This is a genomic window from Sphingomonas sp. Root241 (assembly GCF_001428865.1).
GTDB lineage: Bacteria > Pseudomonadota > Alphaproteobacteria > Sphingomonadales > Sphingomonadaceae > Sphingomonas.
Genome location: NZ_LMIV01000001.1, coordinates 1,867,440 through 1,879,951, shown reverse-complemented (window position 1 = coordinate 1,879,951; position 12,512 = coordinate 1,867,440). Strand labels below are relative to the sequence as shown.

Annotated in this window: 10 protein-coding genes; 7 read left to right on the top strand and 3 right to left on the bottom strand. The window is 67.1% G+C overall.

Going from position 1 to position 12,512, the window contains the following annotated elements:
• Window positions 1–14 precede the first annotated feature (14 nt).
• Genes ASE13_RS08710 through ASE13_RS08700 form a run of 3 tightly spaced genes read left to right on the top strand, consistent with a single transcriptional unit; the run spans window position 15 to window position 3,887 of the window.
• On the top strand, window positions 15–2,600 hold the full coding sequence (locus tag ASE13_RS08710; RefSeq protein WP_056613556.1) for a nitrate reductase: 2,586 nt from the start codon (window positions 15–17) through the stop codon (window positions 2,598–2,600).
• Entirely contained in the window at window positions 2,593–3,372 is a 780-nt protein-coding gene (cobA, locus tag ASE13_RS08705; RefSeq protein WP_056613553.1) for a uroporphyrinogen-III C-methyltransferase, read from the top strand. Before ASE13_RS08710 ends, cobA begins: the two co-directional genes overlap by 8 nt.
• A complete protein-coding gene (locus ASE13_RS08700; protein WP_056613550.1) occupies window positions 3,372–3,887 on the top strand; it encodes a molybdenum cofactor guanylyltransferase in 516 nt (171 codons plus the stop codon). The genes cobA and ASE13_RS08700 overlap by 1 nt, the downstream gene beginning before the upstream one ends.
• On the opposite strand, the gene ASE13_RS08695 is transcribed toward ASE13_RS08700, so the two are convergent.
• On the bottom strand, window positions 3,884–4,714 hold the full coding sequence (locus tag ASE13_RS08695) for a LytTR family DNA-binding domain-containing protein (protein ID WP_082596462.1): 831 nt from the start codon (window positions 4,712–4,714) through the stop codon (window positions 3,884–3,886). The genes ASE13_RS08700 and ASE13_RS08695 overlap by 4 nt on opposite strands.
• A 141-nt stretch (window positions 4,715–4,855) precedes the next feature.
• Between ASE13_RS08695 and ASE13_RS08690 the strand changes: the two genes are divergently transcribed.
• The gene (locus ASE13_RS08690; RefSeq protein WP_082596460.1) at window positions 4,856–6,781 is read left to right on the top strand and encodes a TonB-dependent receptor; all 1,926 of its coding nucleotides are present in this window, start codon (window positions 4,856–4,858) and stop codon (window positions 6,779–6,781) included.
• A gap of 3 nt (window positions 6,782–6,784) precedes the next feature.
• Here ASE13_RS08690 and ASE13_RS08685 read toward each other — a convergent pair whose 3' ends face one another.
• Together ASE13_RS08685 and argJ are read right to left on the bottom strand one after the other, a co-directional pair.
• Entirely contained in the window at window positions 6,785–7,195 is a 411-nt protein-coding gene (locus tag ASE13_RS08685) for a GFA family protein (RefSeq protein WP_056613545.1), read from the bottom strand.
• Between the two features lie 4 nt (window positions 7,196–7,199).
• Window positions 7,200–8,429 carry a bifunctional glutamate N-acetyltransferase/amino-acid acetyltransferase ArgJ gene (gene argJ / locus ASE13_RS08680; protein WP_056613543.1) on the bottom strand — a complete coding sequence of 410 codons (1,230 nt, stop codon included), beginning with the start codon at window positions 8,427–8,429 and terminating at the stop codon, window positions 7,200–7,202.
• 54 nt (window positions 8,430–8,483) lie between these two features.
• Between argJ and ASE13_RS08675 the strand changes: the two genes are divergently transcribed.
• From ASE13_RS08675 to secA, 3 genes are all read left to right on the top strand, one after another.
• On the top strand, window positions 8,484–9,137 hold the full coding sequence (locus ASE13_RS08675) for an energy transducer TonB (protein ID WP_082596459.1): 654 nt from the start codon (window positions 8,484–8,486) through the stop codon (window positions 9,135–9,137).
• Window positions 9,138–9,263: 126 nt separating this feature from the next.
• Window positions 9,264–9,524, top strand: coding sequence for a hypothetical protein (locus tag ASE13_RS08670; RefSeq protein ID WP_056613540.1), 261 nt, complete (start codon window positions 9,264–9,266; stop codon window positions 9,522–9,524).
• Window positions 9,525–9,638: 114 nt separating this feature from the next.
• Complete coding sequence (secA, locus tag ASE13_RS08665) at window positions 9,639–12,383, top strand: preprotein translocase subunit SecA (RefSeq protein ID WP_056613538.1); 2,745 nt, start codon at window positions 9,639–9,641, stop codon at window positions 12,381–12,383.
• Window positions 12,384–12,512 lie beyond the last annotated feature (129 nt).

Below are 12,512 nucleotides of genomic sequence, written 5' to 3'. Positions count from 1 at the left end.
GCCGGGGAGGATCTATGAGCATCCGCACCACCTGCGCTTATTGCGGCGTCGGCTGCGGCATTCTCGCGACGCGCACCGGCGCGCGTTCGGTCGAGATCAAGGGCGACCCCGAGCATCCCGCCAATCATGGCCGGCTCTGTTCCAAGGGCACGCATCTAGGCGAGACGGTCGGCCTCGAGGGCCGGCTGCTCCACCCGATGATCGGCAATCGCCGGGCAAGCTGGGACAAGGCACTCGATCTGGTCGCGAAGCGCTTCCGCCAGACGATCGCCGAGCACGGGCCCGACAGCGTCGCATTCTACGTCTCGGGCCAGTTGCTCACCGAGGATTATTACGTCGCCAACAAGCTGATGAAGGGCTTCATCGGCTCGGCGAACATCGACACCAATTCGCGGCTGTGCATGTCGAGCGCAGTCGCCGGCCACACGCGCGCATTCGGCGAGGATGTGGTGCCGGCGAGCTATGACGATTTCGACGCGGCCGATCTGTTCGTGCTGGTCGGGTCGAACACCGCCTGGTGCCATCCGGTGGTCTATCAGCGCATCCGCGCGCGTTGCGACGCCGGGGCGAAGCTGGTGGTGATCGATCCGCGGCGGACCGAGACCGCCGACGAGGCCGATCTGCATCTGCCGATCAAGCCGGGCAGCGACGTCGCGCTGATGAACGGCCTGCTCGCGCATTGCCGCACCAACGGATTGATCGACGAGACCTACCTGTCCCGCAGCGTCAGCGTACCCGACGATTTCTGGGACAAGGTTGGAGAGGGGAGCGACCTGTGGTCGGTGGCGAAGGCCTGTGACTTGCCGCCTGCCGACCTCAGGCGCTTCTTCGAATTGTTCGCCGCGCATCCGCGCACGATCACTCTGTTCAGCCAGGGTGTGAACCAGTCGCTGCGCGGCACCGATCAGGTCAATGCGATCGTCAACCTGCATCTCGCGACCGGGCGGATCGGCAAGCCGGGCGCGGCGCCCTTCTCGATCACCGGCCAGCCCAATGCGATGGGTGGGCGCGAGGTCGGCGGGCTCGCCTCGACACTGGCGGCGCATATGGGTTTCGCACCGGACGATGTCGCGCGCGTCGGACGCTTCTGGGCTGCTCCCAATATGGCGTGCAAGCCCGGACTCAAGGCAGTCGATCTGTTTCGCGCCGTGGGCGAGGGACGGATCAAGGCGCTTTGGGTGATGGCGACCAACCCCGCGGTATCGATGCCCGACGCGGGCCGCGTGCGCGAGGCACTGGCGACGTGCCCGTTCGTCGTGGTTTCCGATGTGATCGCCGAGACCGATACGAGCAAATTCGCGCATGTCCGCCTGCCTGCCGCCGCCTGGGGCGAGAAGGACGGGACGGTGACCAATTCGGAGCGGCGGATCAGCCGCCAGCGTACGGTGCTCGACTTGCCCGGCGAGGCGAAGCCGGACTGGTGGATCGTCACGCAGGTCGCGCGGCGGATGGGGTGGCGCACGGCCTTTCCCTATGATCGCCCCGCCGAGATCTTCCGCGAGCATGCCCGGCTTTCGGCCTATCAGAATGACGGGGCGCGGCTGTTCGAGTTGCGCGAGCATGTGGCGATCGGCAACCACGCCTATGACGCGCTCAAACCCTTTCGCTGGGGCGGCGATGTCTTCGCCGACGGGCGCTTCCCCACTCCGGACGGAAAGGCGCGGCTGGTTCCGGTGCAGCAGATGGCTCTGCAGGATCCGCTCGCCAAATGGCCGCTGACGCTCAACACCGGGCGCTATCGCGATCATTGGCATACAATGACGCGCACCGGGCTGAGCCCGAAGCTCGCGCGGCACCGCGACGAGCCGCTGGTCGAAGTGCATCCCGACGATGCCGCGGAGCTGGGCCTCGCCGAGCGCGGCTTCGCCCGCGTATCGACGCCGCAGGGCGACAGCGTGTTCCGCGTCACGCTCAGCACCGGCCAGCGCCGTGGTGAGTTGTTCGTGCCGATCCACTGGACCGATCAGCATTCGAGCGGCGGGCGCACCGGGTTGCTGCCGCGGCCGCTGGTCGATCCGCATTCGGGGCAGCCCGGGTTCAAGTCCACTCCGGCCGCGATCGCGCCGGTGGCGACCGAATGGCGCGGCTTCCTGCTCGCGACAGGCGAAGTGAAGCAGCCCGATTGCCTGTGGGCGACGCGGGTGCAGGTCGCCGGCGGCGTGCTGTACGAGCTCGCGGGTCAGGGCGATCCGGCGCAGCTCGACGCGCTGCTGCCCAAGGGCGAGCGTGTGGAAGCAGTGGATCGTGCGCGCGGCTCGCGACGCGTGGCGGTGCTGAAGGATGGCAAGCTTGCCGCGGCGCTGTTCGTCACCCGCGAGGGGCTGCTGCCGTCGCGCGAGTGGCTGATCGCGCAGATCGGCGAGGCGGCGAGCCCCGCCGTGCTGGCGGGCGCACCGCCGGGCGCGCGCGAGGATCGCGGACCGATCGTCTGCCTGTGCTTCGACGTTGGGCTCAAGACGATCGTCAGCGCCGTCGCCAGCCAGCAGCTTACCAGCGTCGAGGCCGTCGGCGCGGCGCTTTCGGCCGGCACCAATTGCGGCTCGTGCCGCCCGGCGATCCGCCGGTTGATCGAGCAGAACAGGAGCGTCGCCAATGCATGAGGATGGCATCGGGCTGGGTGAGGTCTGGCTGGTCGGCGCGGGGCCGGGCGATCCCGATCTGCTCACGCGCAAGGCCGAACGGCTGCTGCGCGCGGCGAGCGTGGTGTTCTACGACGCACTGGTGGGCGAGGGCGTGCTGGCGCTGATCCCCGATCATGTGCGCAAGGTGCCGGTGGGCAAAAGATCGGGGCGGCATTCGAAGGATCAGGGCACGATCGACGCATTGCTCGTCGAGGCGGCGCTGGCGGGCGAGCGCGTGGTGCGGCTGAAGGGCGGCGATCCGTCGATGTTCGGACGTTCGATGGAGGAAGTGGCGGCGCTGGCCGAAATCGGCGTGCGCGCGCGGATTTGCCCCGGGGTCACCGCGGCGAGCGCGGCGGCGGCCTCGGCAGGCATCTCGCTGTCGCTGCGCGGACTGGCGCGGCGCGTGCAGTTCGTCACGGCGCACGCCCGCGCCGGCGAGCCGCTCGATCTCGACTGGGCGCAGCTCGCCGATCCGGCCTGCACCACTGCCTTCTACATGGGGCGATCGGCGGCGAACGATATCAGCCGCAACCTGATCGCGCACGGGCTCGATCCGAAGACGCCGGTGCTGATCGCCTGCGACGTCAGCCTGGCCACCGAGCGCTGCCTGCGCACGCGGCTCGATCTGCTGCCGCTGGCGGTGCAGACGGTGGCCGAAAACAAGCCGACCTTGATCCTGGTCGGTGAAGCGGTCCGCCAGAACGATGCGGCCGAGATCGCGCGGATCGCGGCGCAGGCGCACCGCTGATGCGCGTGCTCGGCGCGATCCTCGCCGGCGGCAAGTCGCGGCGGTTCGGCACCGACAAGGCGCTGGCGCAGTATGAGGGACAGTGCCTGATGGCGCATTGCGTCGAGGCGCTGCGAGGCCAGGTGGACGATCTGGTCGTCTGCGGGCGGGAATGGCCGGGGCTCGTGTCGCTGCCGGATCGGCCCGTCGCCGATGCGGGGCCGCTGGGCGGGCTCAACGCGGCGCTGCATTACCCAGGGTTCGATGCCGTGCTGTGCGTGCCCGTCGATGTCCATCCTTTGCCGAGCAACCTGCGGGCCATGCTCGAGGGAAGTGAGGCGCGGGTGCTGGCGTCGCAGCATGCGATCGGCTTCTGGCCGGCTCGGCTCGGGCCGGCGCTCGATGCGCATCTGGAGCGGGGCCATCGCGCGATCGGCGGCTGGATTGCGCATAGCGGCGCGGTCCGTGTGTCCGATGCGGGGCTGGCGCTGGTCAACATCAACACGCGCGCCGATTTGTCGGCATTGGCCGCCTAGGTCTTGCGCGTCAGCGCGTCGATCGCGTCCATGTAGCGACGGCCGACCGGCACGGTGTTGCCGCAGGCGAGGTGGATCAGCGCGCGGCCGGTGCCGTCGCGGGAGACCTGACGGACATTGCGGGCGTTGATCACCGTCTGGCGGTGGACGCGGACAAAGCCTTGCGGGGCGAGGCGATCGGCCAATTCGCTGAGCGTCGCGCGGACGAGATGCGCGCGGCCGTGCGCGACGATCTCGCTGTAATTGCCCGCCGAGCGGATCAGCACGACATCGTCGGCGCGAACGCGGAGCAAAGGCGATTCGGGGAAATCGAGCCATTCGCCGGGTGCGGCCGGTGCGTGCGAGGTGAACGATGGCTCGAACCGCGGTGCGCGCGCCAGCCGCGCGAGATGCTGCTCCCATGCCAGCAGCACCAGCAGTATCGTGGTGCCGAGCATCGCCACGCGCGGCAGGAACCCGGAGAAGTCCGGGCCGGGCGGAGTCCCGCAGCCCGGATCGGCCGGTGCGACGAGGATCTGGGTCGAAAGCGCATCGACGATCGCCACGGGCACGAAGGCGAGCGCGACCAGCAACAGACGCGAGCGCTGAGGGGCCAGCATCATCTCGCGGAGCCGGTCGCGGAATACCCATCCGAGGGTGATCAGCGCGCCCCAGATCAGCGTGACCGTGAAATCGCCCTCGGGATTGGGCACGCTCGGGCGCGGTGCGGGCGCGCCATCGCCGCCGCGCACGCCATAGCCGAGCAGGAAAGCCAGACCGGCCAGCACGGCCGCGCCGCTGCCGGAGATACGAAGGTCAGAAATCGACTCACGGGGCCTCGTCGCCATGCGCGCACGATAGCGCGTGCATGCGCGCGCGCGAACATCCGTTCGTCACGCCTGCGTGACGTTCGTCCCAATTCGCTCCCGGAGAGCCCGCGACCGGCGGCATCCGGTCGGCCGAGGGGCGAACGAAAAGGACCGTAGACGATGCGTATTTCTCTCTGTCTGTCTTTGCTCGCTGCTCCCCAGGCTGTTGCCCAGCAGGCTCCGGCGCCGCAGGGCCGCGACGTCGTCCGCGCCGCCGACGATGCGTTCGGGCGCCGCGTGGGAGTCGAGGACGTGGGGCTCTACAGCGAGGCCGAAGTGCGCGGCTTCGATCTGCAGAGCGCCGGCAATTACCGGATCGAGGACCATTATTTCGTCCGCGCGACCGGGCTGCCGCTGACGCTGATCGACGGGACCGCGATCCGGGTGGGCGCAAACGGCCTGCGCACCGACTTCGCCGCGCCCTCTGGGGTGGTGCAATATGACCTGCCCGATGCCTCGCCGGGCACGCAAGGACGGATCGAGGTTGGCTGGCTGGGTGGCGCGGGGCCCGTATTCGACGCGCGCTTCGCCACCGCGACGCCGGACGGGCGCCTCGGGATCGTCGGAAATGTCAGGCTCAATTTCCTGCAGGACTATACCGATGGCACCGGCGGCGATTTGTTCGCGGCGGGAATCGTCCCGCGCTGGTCGCCGCTGCCGGGCGTGAAGCTCACCGCGATCTACGGCCGGACCTGGTACGAACGCGGGGGCGATACGGTATTCGCGACGGCGGACAATATGCCGCCGCCGGAAGTGGTGCGCGGCCCCGAACGCTCGCAGCCCTGGATGGAGCAGCGCACCGAGACGACGCAGGCCGGGCTGATCGCCGATGTGGAGGCAGGAAGCGGCTGGCGGTTCGGCGCATCGGGCTTCCTGTCGCGAGTCGACGATCAGCGGACCTATTTCAATCTGGTCCGCTTCCCGGCGGACGGCGGGCCGGCCGAGGCGACCTCGCAGGCGTTCGGCGACGAGCGCTTCCAGTCGATCTCGGGCGAAGTCATTGCGGCGAAGAGCTTCACTACCGGCGCGCTGAACCACCGCGTGATCGCAATGGCGCGGCTTCGCGACAGCCGCGCGCGGACCGGGCCGGGGACCGCGCTGCCGACCGTCCTCCATCCCGATGCCGATGCGCCGGTGGCGATACCGCGCCCCGATTTCGAAATCGATCCGCGGCGCAAACGCGACAAGGTGGATCAGTGGGCAGGCGGACTCGGCTATCGCCTGTCGATCGGCAGCGCCGCCGAGCTGCGCGCCGACATCCAGCGCGCCGAATATACCAAGACGGTGCGCGCGCTCGACGGCACCGAGCGGCGCGTGACGACGCGGCCGTGGCTCTACAGCGGCTCGGTCACCGGCGGGATCACCTCGCAGCTGACGGCATTCGCGAGCTATGCGCGCGGACTCGAGGAAGCGGGCGTGGCGCCGGGCAATGCCGTCAATCGCGGCGAGGTGCTCCCCGCGGCGATCTCGCGCCAGGCGGAGCTGGGGGCCAAATATGTGGTCCCGGGCGGGCCCTCGCTGATCGCAGGGCTGTTCGACATTTCCAAGCCGCTGCCGGGGCTCACCGCCGACGGCATCTACGGCTATGTCGGCGAGGTGCGGCACCGCGGCGTCGAGCTTTCGCTGGCCGGGCCGATCACCGATCGGCTGAGCGCAGTGCTGGGCGCGACCTATCTCGACGCGGAGATCAGCGGCGAGCTGGTCGACAGCGGCGCGATCGGCGCGCACCCGATCGGCCGACCTGACAAGATCGCGCTCGCCAACCTGACCTGGCGGGTACCGGGGATCGAGGGACTGACGCTCGACGGCGGTGTCACTTTCCGCGGCGAACGCTATGCCAATCGCGCCAACAGCGCGGTGCTGCCGAGCTATGCGACCTTCCAGGCCGGGCTGCGCCATCGCTTCGAGATTGACGGCACGCCGCTGACGGTGCGCGCGCGGGTGACCAATCTGTTCGACAAGTTCGTATGGAATGCGAGCAACGCCGGCCTCTTCACGACCAACAACAAGCGCGTGCTGACCCTGACCCTGACCGGGGAGATTTGAGCTCTAGAGCCCGCGCGTGTCCGGGCGGAATCGATCATGGCGGGGGAGGTCGTCGCCTGCCTCCGCCCAGCCGATGCGGCTGGCATAGAAGATGTGGAAGCCCGGGACCACCGCGTCCGGCGCGTCGAGCGTCGCGATGCTGAAGTCGACGGTCTCGGGCTGGTGATCGACCTGCATCAGGAAGGGCGTGCCGCAGCGGGTGCAGAAGCGGCGATGCCCGAAATCGCTCGACGCGACTTTGCCGACCAGCTCGGACCCTTGCGTGAAGACGAAATCGCCGACCGGCACGGTGGCGAAGGCCATGGCTGGGCTGCCGGAATTGAGTTGGCAGGTGCGGCAATGGCACCAGCCGCCGTCGAAAGGCTCCGATTTGAGCTGGTAGCGTACCGCCCCGCAGAGACATCCGCCTTCCATCGCGTCAACTCCTGTAGTCGGCGTTGATCGAGATATAGCCGTGCGTCAAATCGCAGGTCCACACGGTGGCGCGGCCCTCGCCGAGGCCGAGATCGACGCCGATCTCGATCTCTTGCCCCTTGAGGTGCGCGGCGACCGGGGCCTCGTCATATCCCGCGACCGCCAGCCCGTCGCGCGCGACTTGCGTGGCGCCGAAGCGGATCGCGAGCCTGTCGCGCTCGGCGGGCTCGCCGGCCTTGCCCACCGCCATGACGACGCGGCCCCAATTGGCGTCCTCGCCGGCGATCGCCGTCTTCACCAGCGGCGAATTGGCGATCGACATGGCGATGCGGTGGGCGCTGCGGTCGGATTCTGCCCCCTCGACGGTGATCTCGATCAATTTCTGCGCACCTTCGCCGTCGCGGACGACGAGCAAGGCGAGTTGATGGCAGAGATCGGCGAGCGCGGCACGGAAGGCGTCGGCGCCGGGGGAATCGTCGTCCGCGAGGGGCGCGTTGCCGGCCTTGCCGGTGGCGAAAGCGAGGATCGTGTCGCTGGTCGAGGTGTCGCCGTCGACCGTGATGCAGGAGAAGGTCCGGGTATTCGCGTCATTTAGCGCGCGCTGCAGAAACTCGGGCGCGACGGTGGCATCGGTGAAGACGAAGCCGAGCATCGTCGCCATGTCGGGCGCGATCATCCCCGAGCCCTTGATGATGCCGACCAGATTGACCGTGCGCCCGTCGATCACCGCGCTGGTCACTGCCGCCTTGGCGAAGGTGTCGGTGGTCATGATCGTCTCGGCGGCGGCCTCCCAACTGCACGGCTCGGCATTGAAGGCGGCGGCGAGGCCGGCCTCGCTCTTGTCGATCGGCAGCGGCACGCCGATCACCCCGGTAGAAGCGAGGAACACGTCCGAGGGATCGCAACCGAGATGCTGCGCGGTGCGCGCGGCGAGGTTCTCGACCGCAGCGCGGCCGCGATCGCCGGTGAAGGCATTCGAGTTGCCGGCATTCACCACCAGCGCACGTGCCTGTCCCAGCACCAGCGTCTTGCGGCACCATTCAACCTCGGGCGAGGGGCAGCGGCTCCGGGTGAGCACGCCGGCAACACTGGTGCCTTCGTCGAGCGTGATAAAGGTCAGGTCGCAGCGATCCCACGTTTTGTAGCGCGCGCGGGCGATCCGCGGCGTGACGCCGGAGATGGCGGGCAGATCGGGGAAGGCGGCAGGGGCGAGGGGAGAGCGTTCGGTGGACATGAAACAGCCTGCTGATAGGGTGCGGCTGCTTCGTGCAAGCTGGGGGAAAGATCAATGATTTTGGCGACGCTCGCCATCGTGACGTTACAGTCGGTACCTGAGGTTCCCGAAAAGATGCGTCCGCTGACGCCACGGACACCGCCGGCGACATGGCTCACCGACGACGATTATCCAGCGGCTTCGCTGAAGAACAAGGAATTCGGCATCGTCGAGTTCCGCCTCGAGATCGATCCGCGAGGGGATCTGACGGCCTGCCGGATTCTCGTCTCTTCGGGATTCTGGCGGCTCGATCAGCAGGCCTGCGCGGTTCTGATGAAGCGTGCGCGTTTCAAAGCCGCGCGCGGCGCAGCGGGCGAGCCCATCGCGGCTAGATTCCAGAGCCGCTTCTCCTGGCTCCTGCCGGGATCGAAGCAGGATTATGTTCGGCTGGCGAACGAAATGGCGTCGGTCGTGGACCTGACGGTTTCGTTGAACAGACTTCCGGCCGACTATAAGCAGCCCGCCTCGATCCGCGTCCGCTTCGACCACGACAACAAGGTTGCGGAGTGTTCAATCGAGGGGAGCAGCGGAAACGGCAAGTTGGACGAGATCGCCTGCCAGCAGGCCCGGAGCGACGTTGCGAAGCCGCCGTATCGCAAGGGACTCGTCACGCAGCCCGATACTCGAATGGTCCGCGTCACTTTCGTGGGCGACGGCAAAGCACTATAGAATTGCGTATCTGATCCACAGCGCGGCCGGAACTGCCGCAGCCGGAACGTCGGGAAAGCGGAGCATTTTGATTAGACGAACGGCACCCGGCACACTATGTCGCTGCCTCTTGCTGAGAGAGCCGAATTGAACCTGTTGCTTCTCCTTACTGCGCTGCTCGCGAGCCTGACCGGCAACGGTTCGGGCGATCGCGTCGTGCGTCAGGTGCAGGGCGTGGCAATGGTCCAGGCGGCGCAGGCGGCAGAGGCGGCGGTGAGCCGCTCGCAGCGGACGATCCCCGCGGTTCCGGCGCCCCGGCGCGTCGAGGCGCAGCGGACGGTGTGGCCGCACAGTGAAAGCGCACCGCTTCCCGCAACCTATCTGCCCTTCGAGCGTCGGCTCGAGTGAGGCTGTGCGCGGCGCGCTGAGGCGGGCCGCCCTTTTTCGTTTTCGCATGACGCGGGCGCCCGGAAGACCGGCTGCGCTCGCCCGACCACCATCATATTACGACAGGAATTCACGATGCTCGGCGGCCTGGCCAAGACCCTTTTCGGCTCCTCGAACGAACGCTACGTCAAATCGCTCGGGGCGATCGTCCAGAAGATCAACGCGTTCGAACCCGCCATTTCGGCGATGGACGACGCGGCGCTCGCCAACCAGACTTTGCTCTTCCGCGAGCGGCTGGCGAACGGCGAGAAGCTCGACAGCATCCTCCCCGAAGCCTTCGCCACGGTGCGCGAGGCGGCCAGGCGCACGCTCGGCCAGCGGCATTATGACGTCCAGATGATCGGCGGCATCGTGCTCCATCGCGGCGAGATCGCCGAGATGCGCACCGGTGAGGGCAAGACGCTGGTCGCCACGCTGGCGACCTATCTGAACGCGCTTCCGGGCGAGGGCGTCCACGTCATCACCGTCAACGACTATCTCGCCAAGCGCGACGCCGAGTGGATGGCGCAGGTCTATGGCTTTCTCGGCCTCACCACCGGCGTGATCATCCCGAACCTGACCGACCAGGAGCGCCGCGACGCCTATGCCGCGGACATCACCTACGGCACGAACAACGAGTTCGGCTTCGATTACCTGCGCGACAACATGAAGTACGATCGCGCCTCGATGGTGCAGCGGCCCTTCTCCATGGCCATCGTCGACGAAGTCGATTCGGTGCTGATCGACGAGGCGCGCACGCCACTGATCATCTCGGGACCGACCGACGATCGCAGCGAGCTCTATATGGGCGTCGACGCGATCGTGCGGCAGCTCGTGCCGATCGATTACGAGAAGGACGAGAAGCAGCGCACCGTGGTGCTGACCGAGGACGGCACCGAGAAGGTCGAGCGCATGCTCGAAAATGCCGGGCTGCTCGTCGGCGCCAATCTCTACGATTTCGAGAACACCCAGGTGGTCCACCACCTGAACCAGGCGCTGCGCGCCAACGTAATGTTCAAGCGCGACATCGATTACATCGTGAAGGAAGGCAAGGTCATCATCATCGATGAGTTTACCGGCCGCATGATGGACGGACGGCGCTGGTCCGACGGCCTGCACCAGGCAGTGGAAGCCAAGGAAGGAGTCCAGATCGAGCCCGAGAACCAGACGCTCGCCTCGATCACCTTCCAGAACTATTTCCGCATGTACCCCAAGCTCGCGGGCATGACCGGCACCGCGGCCACCGAGGCGGCTGAATTCTACGACATCTACAAGATGAACGTCGTCACCATCCCGACCAACCTGCCGGTCGCCCGGGTCGACGAGGAAGACGAGTTCTACAAGACCACCGAAGAGAAATTCGGTGCGATCGCGAAGAAGATCCGCGAACATTCGGCCAAGGGCCAGCCGGTGCTGGTCGGTACCGTCTCGATCGAGAAGAGCGAATTGCTGTCCGAGTTCCTCAAGAAGGAAGGCGTCGAGCACGCCGTGCTGAACGCACGCCACCACGAGCTGGAAGCGGGCATCGTCGCTCAGGCGGGGCGGCTGGGCGCTGTCACTATCGCGACCAACATGGCGGGTCGCGGCACCGACATTCAGCTGGGCGGCAACCTCGAATTCCGCCTCCACGACGAGCTGGAGGGCATGGAGGAAGGCCCGCAGCGCGACGCCGCGATCGAGCAGATCAAGGCTGAGATCGCCGCCGAAAAGGCGCGCGTGATCGAGGCGGGCGGGCTGTTCGTGCTCGGCACCGAGCGCCACGAAAGCCGCCGCATCGACAACCAGCTGCGCGGCCGTTCGGGCCGCCAGGGCGATCCCGGCCTCAGCCGCTTCTATCTGAGCCTCGACGACGATCTGCTGCGCATCTTCGGTTCGAACACCTTGTTCGCCAAGATGATGCGCAACAATATCGAAGACGGCGAGGCGATCGGCAGCAAGTGGCTGTCCAAGGCGATCGAGACCGCGCAGAAGAAGGTCGAGGCGCGCAACTACGACATCCGCAAGCAGGTCGTCGAATATGACGACGTGATGAACGATCAGCGCAAGGTCATCTACGAGCAGCGCGCCGACATCATGGATGCCGATACGGTGGGCGAGGTGGTGACCGATATGCGGCTCGAGACGGTCAATTCGATCGTCGGCGAAGCATGCCCGCCCAACAGCTATCCCGAGCAGTGGGACGTTGCCGGGCTGAAGGAGAAAGTCTCCTCGATGCTCGCGATCGAGGCGCCGATCGACGAGTGGATTCGCACCGAGGAAGCGATCGGGCCCGAACTGGTCGAAGAGCGCATCCGCGAAATGGCCGACGAGCACGTAAACTCCAAGGCGGCCGAGCTCGATCCGGAAACCTGGACGAGCATCGAGAAATCGATCCTGCTCCAGAATCTTGATCATCACTGGAAGGAGCATCTCGCGATGCTCGATGCGCTGCGCCAGGTCGTGCATCTACGTGCCTATGCCCAGAAGACGCCGATCAACGAGTATAAGCACGAGGCGTTCGCGATGTTCGAGCGGATGCTCGCGAACATCCGCGAGGACGTGACCCGCACGCTGGCCTTCGCGCAGTTCCGCATGGCGCCGCCGCAGGATCTGCCGGAGCTGCCCGACTTCCTGACCACGCATATCGATCCGCTGACCGGCCTGGACAATACCGGCGATTATGACGGCGGCGCGGCGGGTTTGGTGTTCAACCAGCTGCCGCCGCTGGGTATCCCCCAGCCTTCGGGCGAGGATCTCGGCACCGATCCGGCGCAATGGGAAGGACTGGTCAGCCGCAACGCGCCGTGCCCGTGCGGATCAGGGCTCAAGTACAAGCACTGCCACGGCGCACTGACGGCGTAAGGCACAAAAAATCCTCCCTCGCTTTAGCGGGGGAGGGGGACCACGAAGTGGTGGAGGGGGCTTGGCCGCAGGCGAGTTGCTCGCGGATAGGCCCCCTCCGTCATGCTGCGCATGCCACCTCCCCCGCTT

What these genes read in the sequence shown, in the direction of transcription:
- ASE13_RS08710 (WP_056613556.1), top strand. Translation starts at nt 15, where the DNA reads ATGAGCATCCGCACCACCTGCGCTTATTGCGGCGTCGGCTGCGGCATT.
- cobA (WP_056613553.1), top strand. Translation starts at nt 2,593, where the DNA reads ATGCATGAGGATGGCATCGGGCTGGGTGAGGTCTGGCTGGTCGGCGCG.
- ASE13_RS08700 (WP_056613550.1), top strand. Translation starts at nt 3,372, where the DNA reads ATGCGCGTGCTCGGCGCGATCCTCGCCGGCGGCAAGTCGCGGCGGTTC.
- ASE13_RS08695 (WP_082596462.1), bottom strand. Translation starts at nt 4,714, where the DNA reads ATGGCGACGAGGCCCCGTGAGTCGATTTCTGACCTTCGTATCTCCGGC.
- ASE13_RS08690 (WP_082596460.1), top strand. Translation starts at nt 4,856, where the DNA reads ATGCGTATTTCTCTCTGTCTGTCTTTGCTCGCTGCTCCCCAGGCTGTT.
- ASE13_RS08685 (WP_056613545.1), bottom strand. Translation starts at nt 7,195, where the DNA reads ATGGAAGGCGGATGTCTCTGCGGGGCGGTACGCTACCAGCTCAAATCG.
- argJ (WP_056613543.1), bottom strand. Translation starts at nt 8,429, where the DNA reads ATGTCCACCGAACGCTCTCCCCTCGCCCCTGCCGCCTTCCCCGATCTG.
- ASE13_RS08675 (WP_082596459.1), top strand. Translation starts at nt 8,484, where the DNA reads ATGATTTTGGCGACGCTCGCCATCGTGACGTTACAGTCGGTACCTGAG.
- secA (WP_056613538.1), top strand. Translation starts at nt 9,639, where the DNA reads ATGCTCGGCGGCCTGGCCAAGACCCTTTTCGGCTCCTCGAACGAACGC.